Annotated in this window: 16 protein-coding genes and 2 pseudogenes; 7 read left to right on the top strand and 11 right to left on the bottom strand. The window is 70.3% G+C overall.

The genetic code is table 11. The annotated features are described in order from the left end of the window. Positions 1 to 23: 23 nt before the first annotated feature. From V3C34_RS02310 to V3C34_RS02295, 5 genes and pseudogenes are all read right to left on the bottom strand, one after another. A complete protein-coding gene (locus V3C34_RS02310) occupies positions 24 to 1,127 on the bottom strand; it encodes an ABC transporter permease (RefSeq protein ID WP_346007966.1) in 1,104 nt (367 codons plus the stop codon). Next, positions 1,120 to 1,830 (bottom strand): annotated as a pseudogene (locus V3C34_RS17695) (ATP-binding cassette domain-containing protein); the annotation flags it as partial. The gene V3C34_RS02310 and the pseudogene V3C34_RS17695, both read right to left, overlap by 8 nt. A gap of 327 nt (positions 1,831 to 2,157) precedes the next feature. Continuing rightward, positions 2,158 to 2,664: pseudogene (locus V3C34_RS17690) on the bottom strand (ATP-binding cassette domain-containing protein); the annotation flags it as partial. A gap of 15 nt (positions 2,665 to 2,679) precedes the next feature. Next, on the bottom strand, positions 2,680 to 3,861 hold the full coding sequence (locus V3C34_RS02300) for a sugar ABC transporter substrate-binding protein (RefSeq protein WP_346007964.1): 1,182 nt from the start codon (positions 3,859 to 3,861) through the stop codon (positions 2,680 to 2,682). A gap of 224 nt (positions 3,862 to 4,085) precedes the next feature. Continuing rightward, positions 4,086 to 4,913 carry a fumarylacetoacetate hydrolase family protein gene (locus V3C34_RS02295; protein WP_245634836.1) on the bottom strand — a complete coding sequence of 276 codons (828 nt, stop codon included), beginning with the start codon at positions 4,911 to 4,913 and terminating at the stop codon, positions 4,086 to 4,088. A gap of 155 nt (positions 4,914 to 5,068) precedes the next feature. Between V3C34_RS02295 and V3C34_RS02290 the strand changes: the two genes are divergently transcribed. Continuing rightward, positions 5,069 to 5,929 carry an alpha/beta hydrolase gene (locus V3C34_RS02290; protein WP_338539095.1) on the top strand — a complete coding sequence of 287 codons (861 nt, stop codon included), beginning with the start codon at positions 5,069 to 5,071 and terminating at the stop codon, positions 5,927 to 5,929. A 194-nt stretch (positions 5,930 to 6,123) separates the two neighbouring features. Here V3C34_RS02290 and V3C34_RS02285 read toward each other — a convergent pair whose 3' ends face one another. The 6 genes from V3C34_RS02285 to dnaA all read right to left on the bottom strand — a co-directional run bounded on the left by V3C34_RS02285 (position 6,124) and on the right by dnaA (position 12,956). Next, positions 6,124 to 6,678, bottom strand: a complete 555-nt coding sequence (locus V3C34_RS02285; RefSeq protein WP_346007963.1) for a hypothetical protein — start codon at positions 6,676 to 6,678, stop codon at positions 6,124 to 6,126. A gap of 52 nt (positions 6,679 to 6,730) precedes the next feature. Beyond that, entirely contained in the window at positions 6,731 to 7,249 is a 519-nt protein-coding gene (locus V3C34_RS02280; RefSeq protein WP_346007962.1) for a DUF721 domain-containing protein, read from the bottom strand. After that, positions 7,246 to 8,451, bottom strand: a complete 1,206-nt coding sequence (gene recF / locus V3C34_RS02275) for a DNA replication/repair protein RecF (protein WP_338539097.1) — start codon at positions 8,449 to 8,451, stop codon at positions 7,246 to 7,248. Before recF ends, V3C34_RS02280 begins: the two co-directional genes overlap by 4 nt. Before the next feature lies 1 nt (position 8,452). Beyond that, positions 8,453 to 9,538 carry a phosphogluconate dehydrogenase (NAD(+)-dependent, decarboxylating) gene (gene gnd / locus V3C34_RS02270; protein WP_068327646.1) on the bottom strand — a complete coding sequence of 362 codons (1,086 nt, stop codon included), beginning with the start codon at positions 9,536 to 9,538 and terminating at the stop codon, positions 8,453 to 8,455. A 35-nt stretch (positions 9,539 to 9,573) separates the two neighbouring features. Next, a complete protein-coding gene (gene dnaN, locus V3C34_RS02265; protein ID WP_068327649.1) occupies positions 9,574 to 10,707 on the bottom strand; it encodes a DNA polymerase III subunit beta in 1,134 nt (377 codons plus the stop codon). Between the two features lie 752 nt (positions 10,708 to 11,459). After that, on the bottom strand, positions 11,460 to 12,956 hold the full coding sequence (dnaA, locus tag V3C34_RS02260; RefSeq protein ID WP_346007961.1) for a chromosomal replication initiator protein DnaA: 1,497 nt from the start codon (positions 12,954 to 12,956) through the stop codon (positions 11,460 to 11,462). Between the two features lie 451 nt (positions 12,957 to 13,407). Between dnaA and rpmH the strand changes: the two genes are divergently transcribed. Genes rpmH through rsmG form a run of 6 tightly spaced genes read left to right on the top strand, consistent with a single transcriptional unit; the run spans position 13,408 to position 16,677 of the window. Further along, positions 13,408 to 13,545, top strand: a complete 138-nt coding sequence (gene rpmH, locus V3C34_RS02255; protein ID WP_068327653.1) for a 50S ribosomal protein L34 — start codon at positions 13,408 to 13,410, stop codon at positions 13,543 to 13,545. Positions 13,546 to 13,556: 11 nt separating this feature from the next. Further along, entirely contained in the window at positions 13,557 to 13,931 is a 375-nt protein-coding gene (gene rnpA, locus V3C34_RS02250; RefSeq protein ID WP_346007960.1) for a ribonuclease P protein component, read from the top strand. Continuing rightward, positions 13,928 to 14,260, top strand: coding sequence for a membrane protein insertion efficiency factor YidD (gene yidD / locus V3C34_RS02245; RefSeq protein WP_346007959.1), 333 nt, complete (start codon positions 13,928 to 13,930; stop codon positions 14,258 to 14,260). Before rnpA ends, yidD begins: the two co-directional genes overlap by 4 nt. Next, positions 14,257 to 15,297 (top strand): membrane protein insertase YidC, encoded by a 1,041-nt coding sequence (yidC, locus tag V3C34_RS02240; RefSeq protein ID WP_082807684.1) that lies wholly within the window; start codon positions 14,257 to 14,259, stop codon positions 15,295 to 15,297. Before yidD ends, yidC begins: the two co-directional genes overlap by 4 nt. 54 nt (positions 15,298 to 15,351) lie before the next feature. Continuing rightward, the gene (locus tag V3C34_RS02235; protein WP_346007958.1) at positions 15,352 to 16,005 is read left to right on the top strand and encodes a protein jag; all 654 of its coding nucleotides are present in this window, start codon (positions 15,352 to 15,354) and stop codon (positions 16,003 to 16,005) included. Between the two features lie 27 nt (positions 16,006 to 16,032). Continuing rightward, positions 16,033 to 16,677 (top strand): 16S rRNA (guanine(527)-N(7))-methyltransferase RsmG, encoded by a 645-nt coding sequence (rsmG, locus tag V3C34_RS02230; protein WP_346007957.1) that lies wholly within the window; start codon positions 16,033 to 16,035, stop codon positions 16,675 to 16,677. Positions 16,678 to 16,773 lie beyond the last annotated feature (96 nt).

Here is a 16,773-nt window from a genome sequence, read left to right as displayed (position 1 = left end):
TGTGGTGGTGGGGACGAAGGGGGTCAGGCCGTCGTCGTCCGCGAGCGGATGACCTTGGCCAGGGCGACGGCGATGACGAGGCCGGCGCCGTAGAAGACGTTCTGGATCCAGCCGGAGAAGCCGAGCAGCTGGAGACCGAAGATGCCGGTCGTCAGGAAGTAGATGGCGATGATCGTGCCGATGGGGTTGAACATGCCCGGCTGCACGACCGCCGTGCCGAGGAAGACGGCGGCGAGTGCGGGCAGGAGGAAGGTCATCGTCGTGCTGGGGTCGATGCCGCCCACCGTGCCGACGAGGATGATGCCGGCGAGGCCGGCCATGAGGGCTCCGGCCAGGTAGCTGCCGACGCGCACGCGGTTGACCCGGATCCCGGCGAGGCGGGCGACCTCCGGGTTGGAGCCGATGAAGAGCATGCCGCGGCCCAGGGGCGTCCAGCCGAGGACGTACGCGATGAGGGCGGCCAGCGCGATGCCGTAGTAGAAGCTGAGCGGCAGGCCGAGCAGACGGTGGTCGACGATCGATGCGAGACCGGGTGCGTCGACCGAGACGATGTTCGAGCCGGAGATCATCTGCGTCAGGCCGGTGAGCAGGGTCGCCATGCCGAGCGTGACGACGAGCGAGCTGAGGTCCATGAAGACGACGAAGAAGGCGTTGACGAGGCCGGCCACCAGGGCGACGGCGACACCGGCCGCGACGGCGGCGGCCATGGGCCAGCCGTGGACCCCGCCGAGCACGGCGACGGTCGTCGCCGACATGCCCATGACCGAGGCGATCGAGAGGTCGAACTCGCCGACGACGAGCGTGATCATCGCCGACAGGGCGAGGAAGACGAGTACCGACTGCGACCCGAGGATCGAGGAGAGGGTGCTCGTGTTCCAGAACTTCGTCGGCATGAGGGTCGCGTAGACCCCGATCATCGCGACCCACACGATGACCAGGCCGTAACGGCTGGTGATCGTGTGCAGCCAACCCGGCTCGAACCGCGAGCGCAGCGTCGTGCGGGTCGGGGCGGGGGCCGACCCCGCGGGGGTGCCGGAGTCGGAGACGAGGCGGTCCGCACTGTCGGACTCGCTCGTCACGCGGTCGAGCGACGACGACGGGGGGACGGGGGTCTTGTGGTCAGACATGGGTGGCTCCAGCGGTGGCGGTGGGGGCGGTGTCCCCGGGCTCGGCGTAGATGGCCCGGAGGAGCTCGTCGGGGTCGGTCGTGCGCAGCTCGAGGAGCGGCCGGCCGGGGTGGTGGACGAGGACGCGGTCGCAGACCTCGGTGAGGTCGCTCGGCTCGATGCTCACGTGGAGGACACCGATGCCGCGGTCGGCGGCCTCGCCGATCGTCGTGAGGATGTCGCGACGGGCGCCGACGTCGACGGCCTGGGTGGGCTCGTGCAGGACGAGGAAGTCCGGTCGCACGGACAGCCACTTGCCGAGCAGCACCTTCTGCTGGTTGCCCCCGGACAGCTCCTTGACGAGCGCCTGCGGGCCGGGGGTGCGGATGTCGAGCCGGTCGATGTAGTGCCGGCTGTCCGACTCCTGCCAGCCGCGGGAGACGAACCACGGTCGACCTCGGCGGCCGAGGTTGGGCAGGGCGATGTTGTCGCGGAGGGACAGCTCCACGGCCAGGCCCTCCTTGATCCGGCCCTCGGGGACGAGGGCGATCCCGTGCCGGACGGCCCAGGCGACCGTGAGCCGGCGAAGGGGGAGGCGCTGGCCCCCGACCTCGAGCGTGCCGGCGCTCGCCGGCCGCGCTCCGGTGAGGAGGTAGGGCACCGACTCGAAGCCCGAGCCGGGCAGACCGGTGAGGCCGACGACCTCGCCGGCGCCGACGGTGAGGTCGAGGTCCTCCACGCCCGGCCCGGCGAGCCCGGTGACGACGAGCGCCGGGGCCTGCGGGTCCGGGACGCCGGAGCGGCGGATCGCCGCGTCGACGCTCTTGCCGAGCATGAGGCGCGCCAGGCCCGCCTCGTCGGTCTCGCTCGTCGTGACCCCGGCGCCGGCGACCCGACCGTCCCGCAGGACGGTCACCTTGTCGGAGACGGACAGGACCTCGTCGAGGTTGTGGCTCACCATGAGCACGCTCGTGCCGTCGGCGACGACCTTGCGCAGCAGGCGGTGGAAGTGCTCGAGCTCCTCGCGGGCCAGCGCGCGGGTCGCCTCGTCGAGGACGACGAGGCCCTCGCCGGGGCGCTGGTCGCGCAGCGCCCGGGCGATGGCGACCTCGGCCCGCTCGGCGGCGGACAGTCGCGAGACCGGGGTCCGCGGGTCCACCTCGAGCTCGAGCCGGGCGAGCACCCGACGGGCGACGTCGTGCTGGGCCGCCCAGTCGATCTTGCGGGTCAGCGGGTGGGCGGTGTAACCGCCGATCCCGATGTTCTCCGCGACGGACAGGTGGTCGAGCAGGCCGAGGTCCTGGTGGACCACCGAGATCCCGGCCTGCTGCGCCTCGCTCCACCGCACCGGCAGCGCCAGCGCGGTGTTGTCGACCCGGAGCGAGCCGCCCTCGTCAGGTGCGTGGTAGCCCGTGAGCACCTTGACGAGGGTCGACTTGCCCGAGCCGTTCTGGCCGATGAGGGCGTGGATCTCGCCGGGCCGGATGACGAGGTCGGCATCCGAGAGGACCGTGTTCGAGCCGAAGGTCTTGCTGAGCCCGCGAGCCTCCAGCCTCATCAGCGTCGCCATGGGCTACTTGACCCCCCACGCGGTGAGGAAGTCGTCTTGGTAGCCGGTGCCGAACCAGTCATCGGTCAGGTACGTCTTCGGGTCGAGCTTCAGGTCCTTGACGTTGTCGGGGGTGAAGGCGCGGGTGACGAGGACATCCGCCGGCTGCACCTCCTCGCCGGAGGCCATCTGCATGAGCGCGTTGACGTGCTTCCAGCCCTCGAAGATCACCGGGGTGCCGAGGTCGCTCGCCTGCGTACCGTCCTTGACCCGCTGGAGGCCGGCGAGGTCGCTGCTGGAGCTGTAGACCTTGATCTGCTTGATCTTGTTGGCGCTCTTGGCGCCCTGGATGGCGGGCGGGACGAAGGTGTCCACCGGGACGACGATCGCGTTGGTGTCGGGGTTGCTCACGAGCTCGGCCGAGACGGTCGAGGAGAGCTTGTCGAGGTTGGCCGTGGTGAACTCCACCGAGCTGCTCTCGCAGGAGGGGCACAGCTCCTCGAACTTCGTGATCATCCGCTCGCTCGCGGTCTTCGTCGTCGACGAGTCCATGAGCTTGAGGAAGAGCGGCTTGGTCTTCTCGCCCTGGCCGGCGAAGGCATCAGTCGCCATGGCTTCGTAGAGGAGGGCGACCCGCTCGGTGGCGTCGAAGAAGGCGAGGTTCTCGTTCTTCTTGGCCTTCTTCGACTCGTGCATCGAGCCGATGAGGACCTTGGTGCCGCTCTTGGTGAGCGCGTCGATGGCCGCGGGGACCATGTCGTAGTCGACGAAGTTGGTGATGACGTAGTCGACCTTCTGGTCGCCGGCGGTCTTCAGGCAGTCGGCGACGGTCGTCGGGTTGAACTTGCCGTCGCAGACGTTGACCGACGCGCCGAGCTTCTCCAGAGCCTGCTTCTCTCCCTCGCCGACGCCGTGGATCACGGGGATCTGGTCGCCGAGCGGGATGATCGTGACCTTCTTGCCCTTGAGGTCGGCGGGCTCGGCGATCGGGGTGACCTCGGGCCACTCGGTGATCTCCTTGCTCCACTCGTCGACCTGGGCCTTGGCCTCGTCGACCGAGGCGGCGCTGGCGGTGCTCCCGGTGCCGGCCGTGTCGGCCGTGTCGGACGACGACTCGCCCGCACCGCACGCGGTGAGGACGAGGGAGAGGCTGGCGACCGCGGCCAGGGCCCACGCGGGCCTAACGGGGATGGTGGTGCGGGACATGGTCGGCTCCTTTGCCGTGTCATGCCGCTGGTGCGGCGTCCTGCGTGCGCAGTGGGGGTCGCTCCCCCTCGTCCGGGGACTCGTGGGCTTCGATGACGTCTTCGTCATGTAGCGACCGTTATAGGGAAGCACAGCAGCGGCCGATAGGGCAAGAGGCTTACCGAGACTTCTCTGTCAGTTCCGGTGCAGCGAAGGGGGGGCGGGGCACGATCCGTCGGGTCGGCTCAGCCCGTGACGAGCCGGTGCTCCATGCGCCCCACCCCGGTCACCCATGTCGTGAGCGTCTGCCCGGGCCGCAGGAACCGCGGCGGGTCGAGGGCCATGCCGACCCCGTCGGGCGTCCCGGTGAAGACGAGGTCGCCGGGGGAGAAGGTCAGGACCTGCGACAGCTCGGCGATCGCCCGGGCGATCGGGTAGAGGAGCTTGGCCGTCGTGCCGTCCTGGACGACCTCCCCGTCGACCGCGCACCCGAGCGCGAGATCGTCCAGGGGTGGCGCGTCGTCGAGGGTGACCACCCAGGGACCGATCGGGGAGAAGCCGGGGAAGGACTTGGCCAGGCCGAACTGCGGCGCGGGGCCGCGCAGCTGGCGGTCCCGCTCGGAGAGGTCCTGCCCGACGGTGACCCCGGCGAGGGCGGCGACGGCCTCCTGCGGGCTCGCCCGGTGGAGCGTACGTCCCAGGACGGCGACGACCTCGACCTCCCAGTCGACCGACCCCTCCGGCAGGACCACCTCGCCGTGGGCGCCGGTGATCGAGCTCGGCCACTTGGTGAAGACGGGCGGCAGGTCCGCCGGCGGCTCGAAGCCGGACTCGAGGGCGTGCTCGGCGTAGTTGAGGCCGATGGCGACGACGGACGACGGGCGGGGGACCGGCGCCTCGAGTTCCTCGAGCGCCACGGGGGTGGCGGTGGACGGGTCGGCCGCAGCGACCAGAGAGCGCAGCTCGTCCACGGCGGCGTACATCGCCATGGGGTCCGGGCCGATCCTCCCTTCGCTCAGGGTCGCGACGTCCCACCCGTGGAGAGGTCCCTCCGCACCTCCCGGCAGAACCACCCCTCGTCCTGCGCTGCTGGCCATCCTCATCCGTCAACCCGCCTTCCGTGTAGTAGATGCAACAGATCATCAGTTCCAGCGGTCCATGGCAAGGCCTTGTTCCGCATCGGCTTCCGGCCTATCGTGTAACGAACACTCTAGATAAGGACACGTCAATGCCGACGAAGAACGCCGAGGTCACCAGCCGCGACGTCGCCCTGAGCGAGGTCACCTACCGGGTCCACACCACCGGGGAGCCGGGCATGACCCCGCTCCTGCTGCTGCACGGCTCCGGGCCCGGGGCCACCGGGACCTCGAACTGGAAGGCCGTCATCGAGGAGCTCGGGGACCGCTACCACTGCATCGCCCCCGACATGATCGGTTTCGGTGACTCCACGCACCTCGAGGACCCGCCGCGCGGGATGAAGGCGCTCAACCTCGTCCAGGCCCGCACCCTCTTCGAGCTGCTCGACCACCTCGGCATCACCGAGCCGGTCACCCTCGTCGGCAACTCGATGGGCGGGATGATCTCGCTCGAGATGGCCCTCCTCGACGGCGGGCGCATCCGCACCATGCTCCTCATGGGCTCCGGCGGCGCACCCGACCTGCCGGTTACCGAGGGGCTGCAGCACCTCTTCGGCTTCTACGCCGACCCCACGCCGGCGTCGATGAAGCAGCTGCTCTCGTCCTTCGTCTACGACATGGACGTCCTGGCCGCCAAGGTCGACGAGGTCGTCGCGGAGCGGATGCCCTACATCGAGCGGCCCGACATCCAGCGCTCGCACGCGGCGATGTTCGACCCCTCGGCGCCCAAGCCGGGCTTCACGGCCGAGGAGATGGCGACGATCCCGCACAAGATCCTGTGCGTCCACGGTCGCGACGACATCATCGTCCCGGTGCAGTCGAGCACCTGGCTGGCCCAGCACCTGCCGGACGCGTCGCTGCACATCATCCCCAAGAGCGGTCACTGGACCCAGATCGAGGCCCACGACACCTTCGTGTTCCTCCTCGAGAGCCTCGTCGCCGACAAGTTCTGAGACGCCGGCGCGTCCGGACGCTCCGGCACGCTCCGACGACGAGGCGCGGCGCCCCCCTTCGTCCCGGTCGTGCATTCCCCTAGGGCAATGCGCGTCAAGGTCCGCATTCCCCTAGGGGAATGCACGTCCAGGTCTACATTGCCCTAGGGGAATGCCGGACGAAGGGGGCCCGTCCCGCGTCTGCGGGGCGGCGCTCACCCGTCGTTGCGCTCCTTGGCCCGGATGAGGTCGAGCGCGATGACCGCGCCGATCGTGCCGAGCTTCTCCGGCACCGGCACCTGCGGGCTGAACCCCAGGACGTAGCGCTCCCGCCCGAGGAAGGCCTGGGCCACGCCCGGCCAGTGCCGGCTCGCGGTCGCCGCGAGCCCGCCGGGTCCGGTGACGGTGAACTCGCGGTCCCACATCGATCCCTCGAGGCGCAGCTGCGGCCCGGTCCAGCACTCGATGCGCAGCGCCTTCGTGAAGAAGGTGAACTCCTTGACGACCTGGGCGATCACCCCGCCCTGCCCGTCCTGCACCTGGAAGCGGTCGAGGCCGAGGTCGGGCGTGTCGACGACGCGGACGAGCAGGGTGCCGTCGGTGTCGACGACCGCGAGCTGCCGGCTGCCCATGAGCATCCGTGCCCCGGCGCTCCCCTCCGTCACGATGCGCCCGATGGGCGTGCCGGCGAGGTCGTGGATCGCGAAGTCGTTGCTCAGGAAGGACCGGACCTGGTCCAGGACGATGGCGTCGGTGTCGAGGATCCCCATGGGCCCATCCTGCCCGGATCCTGAGGAGGCCGCTCGCGGCCGTCTCGAAGGGCTACCCGTACGTGTCGCGAGGACCCCGGCCGTCGCTCGTGCGCCGCAGGCCGCGCGACCACGACGGCGCGCTCGGCCCGTGCACCCGGATCTCGTGGACCACGTCGGGCCCGACGAGCTCGCTGATCCGTCCGAGGAGCGAGCTCGACAGCAGCCGGATCTGGGTCGCCCAGGCGGTCGAGTCGGCGCGCACGGACAGGACCCCGGCCTCGAAGGTCACCGGCTCGCAGTGCTCCGCCACCTCGCGACCGACGATCTCGCCCCACCGACCCATGACCGACCCCGCCGCGACGTCGACCTGCCAGCCGCGGTCACCGACGAGGCGCTCGACCTGGTCGCCGATCGTCTGCGGGTCACGGCCACCCGTCGACAGGATGCCCTGCGGCTGCCACTTCCGCCTGGGGCGCGGCTTCATCCCGGGGCGCAGCCCCTTGCCCTTGGCGACGGCGCGCGCCCGGGCGAGCGCCGCGGCGGCCGCGTCGATCTCGTCCCCGGGCGGGGGGACCTCCCCTTGGCTCATGCCGCGCCCACCTCACCGAGCGAGACCGTGAAGGTCTGCCCCGCCAGGCTCTCCGGCACGTCCTGCGGCACCGCCGCGGTGATGAGCACCTGCTCGCAGTCGGCGACCATGGCCGCCAGCCGCTCGCGCCGGCCGGAGTCGAGCTCGGCGAAGACGTCGTCGAGGACGAGGACCGGGTCGTCCCCGAGGTCATGACGCAGCAGGTGGTACGCCGCGAGCCGCAGCGCGAGGGCGAAGGACCACGACTCGCCGTGGCTGGCGTACCCCTTGGCCGGCATCTCACCGAGCCCGAGGACCAGGTCGTCGCGGTGCGGGCCGACGAGGTTGACCCCCCGCTCGACCTCCTGGTCACGCACCCGCGCCATCGACTCGAGCATCGCGGCGCGCAGCTGCTCCGGCTCGGGCACCTCGCCGGCAGCGATCGCCTCGGCGGCCTCCTCGTGGAGCGAGCTGCGGTAGACCGCGGTCGCCTCGGACTGGTTCGCACTCACCTCCCGGTAGGCCTCCTGCAGGTGCGGCACGAGGTCGCGCAGCAGACGCAGCCGGGCGTAGAGCAGCTGGCTGCCGAGGGTGGCGAGGTTGTCGTCCCAGATCTCCAGGGTCCGCAGTGCGTCCTCGACCGCGGCGCGCGGGTCCACGCCCTCGGGGGCCGAGGAGCTGCGTCGCCCACGCCCGCGCCGAGAGCCGAGCAGCGCGGCCGCCGACTTCAGCAGGGCGCCCCGCTGCTTGAGGATCTTGTCGTAGTCCGAGCGCACCCCCGACCAGCGCGGTTGGCGCTGCACGAGCAGGTCGTCGAGGAAGCGTCGCCGCTCGCCCGGGTCACCCTTGATCAGGGCCAGGTCCTCGGGTGCGAAGAGCACCGTGCGCAGCGTGCCGAGCACGTCGCGGGTCCGGGGGAGGGGGGAGCGGTTGAGCTTGGCCCGGTTGGCACGGCCGGGGGTGATCTCCAGCTCGACGAGGCTCTCGCGCCCGTCCCGCACGACCGCGCAGCGCACGATCGCCCGGTCGGAGCCGAAGCGGACCATCGGCTGGTCGGTCGCGACCCGGTGGCTCGAGAGCGAGGCGACGTACCCGATCGCCTCGACCAGGTTGGTCTTGCCCTGCCCGTTGAGCCCGACGAGGGTCGTGATCCCCGGCTCGAGGGCCAGCTCGGCGCTGGGATAGCTGCGGAAGTCGCCGATGCTCAGGTGGCGTACGTGCACGTCACTGCGTCGAGCCGGTCCCGCTCGTCGGCCCGGGCGACCCACCCGTGCTCTGCGTGCCGGAGGTCGGACCGGCATCGGCCGCGTCCCCCTTCGGCGCCTCTGCGGGGGAGGCTGGCTTGTCGATCTTCTTCTCCTCCTGCGCCCGGCTGGTCCTGGCCGCCGCGACGCCCTTGGCCGCCTCCGCCCGCAGGTCCTCGCCCTCGGCGACCGTCATGACCTGGTGACCACCGAACTGCCCGCGCAGCGCCGCGACGGCCTGCATCGCGGGGCTGACCTGCTGGCGCGAGGCGAACCGCGCGAAGAGCGAGGCAGAGATGACCGGCATCGGCACCGAGTTGGCGATGCCCTCCTCGACGGTCCAGCGCCCCTCGCCGGAGTCGGCGGTGTAGTCGCTGACGTCCTCGAGCGAGGGGTTCTCCTCGAGGGCCTTGACCATGAGGTCGAGCAGCCAGGACCGCACGACGGTGCCGCGGCTCCACGCCTTGAAGGCCCCCGGCACGTCGGTGACGATGTCCTTGCGCTCGAGCAGCTCGTAGCCCTCCGCGTACGCGTGCATCAGGCCGTACTCGATGCCGTTGTGCACCATCTTCACGTAGTGGCCGGCGCCCACGGCGCCCGCGTGCACGAAGCCCTCGTCGCGGGGTCCCTCCGGCCGCAGGGCGTCGAAGATCGGCATCGCCTGCTCCACGTGCTGCGCGTCGCCGCCGACCATGAGGCCGTAGCCGTTGTCCAGGCCCCAGATGCCGCCGGAGACGCCGCAGTCGAGGTAGCCGACCCCCTTCGCACCGAGGAGCTCGGCGTTGGGGCCGTCGTCGCTGAAGCGTGAGTTGCCACCGTCGATCACGAGGTCACCGGGCTCGAGGCGCTCGGCGAGGTCGCTGATGACCGCGCGGGTGATCTCGCCGGAGGGGACCATGACCCACACGACCCGCGGCGCGGCGAGCGCGTCGACCATCGCCTGGACGCTCTCGGCGTCCGAGACCTCGGGGTTGGTGTCGTAGCCGACGACCTCGTGGCCGGCGCGGCGCACACGCTCACGCATGTTGCCGCCCATCTTGCCCAGACCGATGAGACCGAGCTGCATGACGGGACCTTCCTTGACGGGGACGAAGGGGGGCCTCAGCCGGCGAGTCGAACCGGCTGCAGGACGTAGCGGTAGGTGGTGTCGATCTCGCCGTCCTGGCTCTCCTGGCCGGTGATCATGGCCGGCTTGAGCGGGGCGGTGAAGGACAGGCGGGTGAAGGCCGTGCCGAGGACACCCAACCCGTCGAGCAGGTAGCCGGGGTTGAAGGCGACCTCGATCTGCGGACCATGGACGACCGCCTCCACCGCCTCGGAGGCCTGGGCGTCGTCACCGGCGCCGGCCTCGATGGTCACCTGACCCTCGGTGAAGCGCAGCCGCACCGGGGTGTTGCGCTCCGTGACGAGCGCGACGCGCTTGACCGCCTCGGTGAGCACCTCCGTGTCGACGACCGCCTCGGTCTCGCTGGAGGTGGGGAAGATCTTGGCGACCTTGGGGTACTCGCCGTCGAGCAGGCGGGTCGTCGTGTGCCGCTGCCCGGCCTCGAACCCGGCGAGCCCGGACCCGCCCGCGGCCGCGCCGAGGGAGACCTCGATCGAGCCGGCGGCGCCGAGCGCCTTGGCGGTGTCGGAGAGGGTGCGGGCGGGGATGAGGGCGACGTGGCTCGCGTCGGAGACGTTGGGGTTCCAGGTGAGCTCGCGCATCGCGAGTCGGTAGCGGTCGGTCGCGAGCAGCGTGACCTTCTCGCCCTCGATCTCCACGCGCACCCCGGTGAGGATCGGGAGGGTGTCCCCACGGTCCGCGGCGATCTGCACCTGCTGGACGGCCTGGGTGAAGACGGTGCCGTCGACCGAGCCGCTGCCCTCGGGCGAGGTCGGCAGGGTCGGGTACTCGTCGGCCGGCATCTGCAGCAGGGCGAACCGCGAGCTGCCGCAGGTGACCTGGACCTTGGCGCCCTCGGTTGCCACGTCGACGGGCTTGGCGGGCAGGTTGCGCGAGATGTCGGCGAGGAGACGGCCGAGGACGAGGACGGTGCCGGGTTCGGCGACCTCGGCGGCGACGGAGATGCGCGCCGAGACCTCGTAGTCGAAGGTCGAGAGGGTGAGGGTCCCGTCGTCGGCAGCCTCGATGAGGACACCCGCGAGCACGGGCACCGGGGGACGGTTCGGCAGCCCGCGGGCCACCCAGGTGACCGCTTCGGCCAGCACATCGCGCTCGACGCGGAACTTCACGACAGACCTGCCCTTCGACGCGCCCTGTGCGCGTGCTCATGGGAATGACACGGATCCACGCGCCGTCGAGCGCGTGGGTTCCTGACATTACGCGGTCGGGGCCGCGACGGGGAACCGAGGGTCCGTTGTCATCCGCCCGTCAGGCCGTGGTCCACAGACCGGGCAGGAGCCATGCGTGGGGGAGGGATCGGATGGAGAGAGGACTCATCGTTGTCATAGGCGGTGTGGATACCGTGGACAACCCTGCTGGGCCCCGTCGTCCCGGGCATCGTGCCTGTGGGCGAGCCTGTGGACGAAGGGGGGAACGACAAGGACCGGGTGTGGGTGACGCGAGCTCGTCACCAGGGCGCAGGCGTCCTGCACAGTCCGTGCACAGGCCTGCGCACACCGTCGTCCTCAGGCTGGGTGGCCGATCCCGACGCGTCGCCCGGACACCGACAGCGGTGACCCGTCGCCGGCCCTCGGCGTCCCCGGTTTCCCACAGGCTCGGTGTGGAGATGGGGACAGCGGGGACGGATCCGTGCTCGTCCCGGCATCTTTCGACGACCCACAGGGTTGTCCACACCCTGTGGATCTGTGGACAGAGGGTGGGCGAAGGGAGAGCGCGACCGATCGGGGGAGACGGTCACGATGTGGTCTCCGGGCACACACAGGTGGGGAGAAGCCTGTGGACAAGCAGGCATCACCGATCCAGATGGCGGTGTATCAGCGTGTATCAGATCGCTCGTAGACTGGACGAGAGTCCGGGATCGTCAGCCGACCTGCTGCTTGATGCGGTTGGTGAGCTCGGTGACCTGGTTGTAGATCGCGCGTCGTTCGCCCATGAGCTCGCGGATCTTGCGCTCGGCGTGCATCACCGTCGTGTGGTCACGACCGCCGAACTGGTCACCGATCTTGGGCAGCGACATGTCGGTCAGCTCGCGGCACAGGTACATGGCGATCTGGCGCGCGGTGACGAGCAGCCGGGTGCGGGAGGCACTCTGCAGGTCCTCGATCGTCAGACCGAAGTAGTCGGCCGTCTGGGCCATGATCGTCGCGCTCGAGATCTCGCTCGACTGCTCGTTGGGGATGAGGTCCTTGAGGACGATCTGCGCCAGACCGATGTCGACGGGCTGCCGGTTGAGGCTGGCGAAGGCGGTGACGCGGATCAGGGCGCCCTCGAGCTCGCGGATGTTGGTGCTGATCCGGCTGGCGATGAACTCGAGCACATCGGCCGGCACCGAGAGCTTCTCCTGGATGGCCTTCTTGCGCAGGATGGCGATCCGCGTCTCGAGGTCGGGCGGCTGCACATCGGTCAGCAGGCCCCATTCGAAGCGGCTGCGCATGCGCTCCTCGAACCCCGAGAGCAACTTGGGCGCCACGTCGGAGGTGATGACGACCTGCTTGTTGGCGTTGTGCAGCGTGTTGAAGGTGTGGAAGAACTCCTCCTGCGTCTGCATCTTGCCCTGCAGGAACTGGATGTCGTCGATGAGCAGCACGTCGACGTCGCGGTAGCGACGCTGGAAGTTGGCGGCCTTGTCGTCACGGATGCTGTTGATGAAGTCGTTGGTGAACTCCTCCGAGTTCACGTACCGCACCTTGACGTGGGGGTAGAGGCTGCGCGCGTAGTGACCGATGGCGTGCAGCAGGTGGGTCTTGCCCAGGCCCGACTGGCCGTAGATGAACAGCGGGTTGTACGCCTTGGCCGGCGCCTCGGCCACCGCGACCGCGGCGGCGTTGGCGAAGCGGTTGCTCGAGCCGATGACGAAGGTGTCGAAGGTGTACTTCGGGTTGAGCCGGGTCAGCTCCACCTGCTCCGGCTCGGGGCGGCCGCGTCGGGAGGGAGGGGCCGGCTCGGGGTCCTCGTCGACGAGGCCGTCGTCGCGCCCGTCGACGGGCAGCGTGGAGGACAGGCCCTGGGGGCGGGGCCGGTCCGTGGGCTCCTCGACCGGGCCAGGCAGCGGCTCGGCGAGACCCTGGGTCGGGGGCAGCGGCTCGCTGTCGGCCAGGTCGGGGTCGACGGTAACGGCGAGACGGACCTCGCGGCCGAGCTGCTCGGACAGGGCCTGGGTGACGTGCATGCGCAGGCGTTGCTCGACGAAGTTCTTCGAGAAGTCGTCCGGCACCGCGATGAGCGCGGTGTCGTCGAGCAGACCGACGAGGCGAGCCATGCTCAGGAACGCGCGGCGGGTGACCGGGACACCGTCGGCGTCCAGGGAGTCCAGCGTGGTGCGCCAGACCTGACCGAAGTCGACCTCGGCTCCGGTCACGGACTCACCCACATTCCTGCGGCCCGGTGGCCGATCGATTCACGCGCTGGTACTGACATCATCGCCTGCCGGTCACGGGATCCACAGCGTTGTCCACAGTCTGTGGGTATATACCGATGGCAGGTGGTGAGGAGCGACGCTAACAACCCGGACGGGTGGGGGCAACCCGGGGCCCGTCGATGTGTCCCGGCCCTCGGCGTGTCTGCGGGGACCAGGGGCCAGGTGCTGGCAACGTGGCCCGGTTGGGGTCACTCCGCACGAGGACGAAGGGCGGTTTGACCCCGTGCTCGGCCGTCCCGTACCGTGGACGTCGGCCTGTCGGCCGCTTTCGCATGCCCATGATCTGCCGGACCGCTCCGGCGTCACGACGTGGGCTTCCGATCGCGGCCGAAGAGGCTCGCCGACTTCCGCACCGGGCCACACGGGCCCCATCGACCCATCGGAGACTGCAATGAGCAAGCGCACCTTCCAGCCCAACACCCGTCGCCGCGCCAAGACGCACGGCTTCCGTCTGCGCATGCGCACCCGCGCCGGTCGGGCGATCCTGTCCACCCGCCGCGCCAAGGGCCGCTCCAAGCTCTCCGCCTGACGAGCTGCCGGGTGCTGCCCGCGCGGCACCGCCTGACGGATCGCGCGGACTTCGCGGCAACCATCCGGGGACGAGGCGCTGGACGCCAGGGTTCCCGACTGCTCGTGGTCCATGCCCGTGTGGCGGACTCGACCCGGACCGACGCTCGAGGAGACGACTCCCCGCGCGTCGGTCTCGTCGTGTCCAAAGCCGTGGGCAACGCCGTGACGCGCACCCGCGTCAAGAGGCGCCTGCGGGCCCAGGCCGCGAGCCTCCTCCCTTCCCTCCCTGCGGGGACGGACGTGGTGGTCCGCGCCAACCCGGCCGCGGCCGACGCCGACTCGCACGAGCTGGGCGAGGCGCTGCGGCACTGCCTGCGCGGCCTGCTCGTTGGTGAGGGACCATGACGCTCCTCGCCCGGCCCCTGATCTGGCTCGTCCGCGGCTACCAGCTGCTCGTCTCGCCGCTGCTCCCGCCGAGCTGCCGGTACTTCCCGAGCTGCTCGGCCTACGGCGTGACCGCCCTGCAGCGGTTCGGCCTGCTGCGTGGGGGCTACCTGACCGTGCACCGGATCGTGCGGTGCAACCCCTGGTCCGCCGGGGGCATCGACCACGTGCCCGAGACGTGGGCGCAACGCGGCGCTCCTGAGCTGAGCCAACCGCGCTTCGCCGACATCGAGGACCACGACGACGGCGTCGCCCGCGACGCCACAGACAGAAGGACGTCCACCACGTGAGCTTCAGCGACATCATGTACCCCTTCGAGTGGCTCGTCGCCTGGATCATGTATCTGTGGCACGGGCTGCTCACCGCGGTGGGTCTGCCTGCCGACAACGGCTGGACGTGGAGCCTGTCCATCGTCGGCCTCGTCATCGTCATGCGGGCGGCGCTCATCCCGCTCTTCGTCAAGCAGATCCACGCCTCGCGCAAGATGCAGCTCATCCAGCCGGAGATGCAGAAGATCCAGGCGAAGTACAAGGGGAAGAACGACCCCGAGTCCAAGCAGAAGATGACCGAAGAGACGATGGCGCTGTACAAGGACAGCGGCACCAACCCCTTCGCCTCCTGCCTACCGATCTTCGCCCAGATGCCGTTCTTCTTCGGTCTCTTCCGGGTCCTCAACAGCCTCGACGAGATCGGCTCCGGCGCCCAGCGGGGTATCGGCCCGATCACCCAGCAGGTGGCGGCGCAGGCCGAGTCCTCCTCGATCTTCGGGGCCCAGCTGTCCGCCCAGTTCCTCGGGACCGAGGGCGGGCTGAGCGTCAAGCTCGTGACGATCACGCTGATCATCCTCATGTCGCTCACGACCTTCACGACCCAGCACCAGCTGATGCGCAAGAACATGCCGGCGTCCGCGCTGGAGGGCCCCTTCGCCCAGCAGCAGAAGATCATGCTCTACCTGTTCCCGATCATCTTCGCCGTGTCCGGCGTCTACTTCCCGATCGGTGTCCTCCTCTACTGGTTCACCACGAACGTGTGGACGATGTGCCAGCAGTTCTACGTGATTCGCCGCATGCCGGCCCCCGGCTCCGCCGCGGAGAAGGCGATGCAGGACCGACGCCGCAAGTCGGGCAAGCCCCTGGACACCCCCGAGGAGTCGCGGGAGCGCAGGCACGATGCCGAGATGGCCTCCGAGCTGGAGGCGAAGGGCGTCATCTCCGGGCAGCGCCAGCAGCCGACCGGCAAGAAGCGTGCCAAGAAGAAGGGCGGTCAGCCGCCCAGGACGGGGCCGGGCGCTGCCGTCGACGAGCAGCAGCCCGAGACCGACCACTGACCTCGGTCGTCCCGGCAGCGCCGGACGACCACCCGCCACACGCAGGAGAAGTGCATGAGCGAGAACACCACGACCGAGGCCCCCACCGAGGACTCGGCCGCCGCACCCGCACAGGACGCGGCCCCGAAGAAGACGCGCCGTCAGCTGCTCGAGCGCGAGGGTGAGGTCGCGGCCGACTTCCTCGAGACACTGCTGGACATCGCCGACCTCGACGGCGACATCGACCTGGACATCGACGGTGACCGGGCCGCAGTCGCCATCGTCGACTCCGACGAGGGACGCGTGCCCCGACGTCTGGTCGGCCAGGACGGCAAGGTGCTCGAGGCGCTCCAGGAGCTGACCCGCCTCGCCGTGCAGTCCGCGACGGGAGACCGCAGCCGTCTGATGCTCGACGTCGCCGGCCACCGGGCCGCCCGCCGCGCCGAGCTGGTGGACATCGCCCGGACCGCCATCGCCTCGGTGACGGCCGACGGCGAGTCCGTCGAGCTCGAGCCGATGAGCGCCTTCGAGCGCAAGGTCGTCCACGACGAGGTGCTCGCCGCCGGACTCGTGTCCGACTCGTCCGGGACGGAGCCACGTCGCTTCGTCGTCATCCATCCCGCGACACAGGACTCCGCCCCCACGGAGGAGCTGCCCACGGAAGAGGTGGCCACGGAAGAGGTGGCCACGGATCAGGCCGACGACACTTCCGCGACGGACGAGGACTGAGGACGTTTCACGTGAAACGCTGGGCCCATGACAGCTGAGCTGCCCCAGGCACCGGAAGGCGCCCGCCGAGTCTTCGGTGGGCGCCTTGCCCGTGCCGAGGACTTCGCGGCGATCCTCGCCGACACCGGCGTGAGCCACGGCCTCATCGGTCCGCGGGAGGTGCCGATCCTCTGGGAGCGCCACATCCTCAACTGCGCCGTGATCGAGGACGCCTTCTCGCGTGACGCCCGCGTCGTGGACGTGGGATCGGGGGCGGGCCTGCCCGGGGTGGCTGTGGCCATCGCCCGCCCCGACCTCGACCTGCACCTCGTCGAGCCCATGCTCCGCCGCACCCAATGGCTGGAGTCCACCGTGGCCGATCTCGGCCTGGACAATGTCACGGTGCACCGGGGTCGCGCCGAGGAGCTTCACGGGAGCCTGGAGGGGGCGTACGTGACCGCCCGGGCGGTAGCCCGTCTGGACAAGCTCGCCCGGTGGTGTCTCCCCCTCACCGCGCCCGGCGGCACGATGGTCGCCATGAAGGGCCGATCCGCGCAGGAGGAGCTCGAGGCGGCCACGAAGGTGCTGCGTCGGCTCGGGGTGGTCGCCAGCCGGGTCAGCGCTCACGGCACCGAGGTCCTGGCCGAGCCGACCCTCACCGTCGACTGCACGACCGGTCCGCGCGCGCACTGAGCACCGGGATCGGCTCCTGCACACGCAGGGCACCGTTTCACGTGAAACGGTGCCCTGCGTCGCCGCCGCGCGGTCCGCGCGTTTCACGTGAAACGC

This window comes from Janibacter terrae (assembly GCF_039636765.1).
GTDB classification, from domain to species: Bacteria; Actinomycetota; Actinomycetes; order Actinomycetales; family Dermatophilaceae; genus Janibacter; species Janibacter terrae.
Note: the sequence above shows the minus strand (reverse complement) of the source record. Positions and strands in the feature narration are given on the sequence as shown.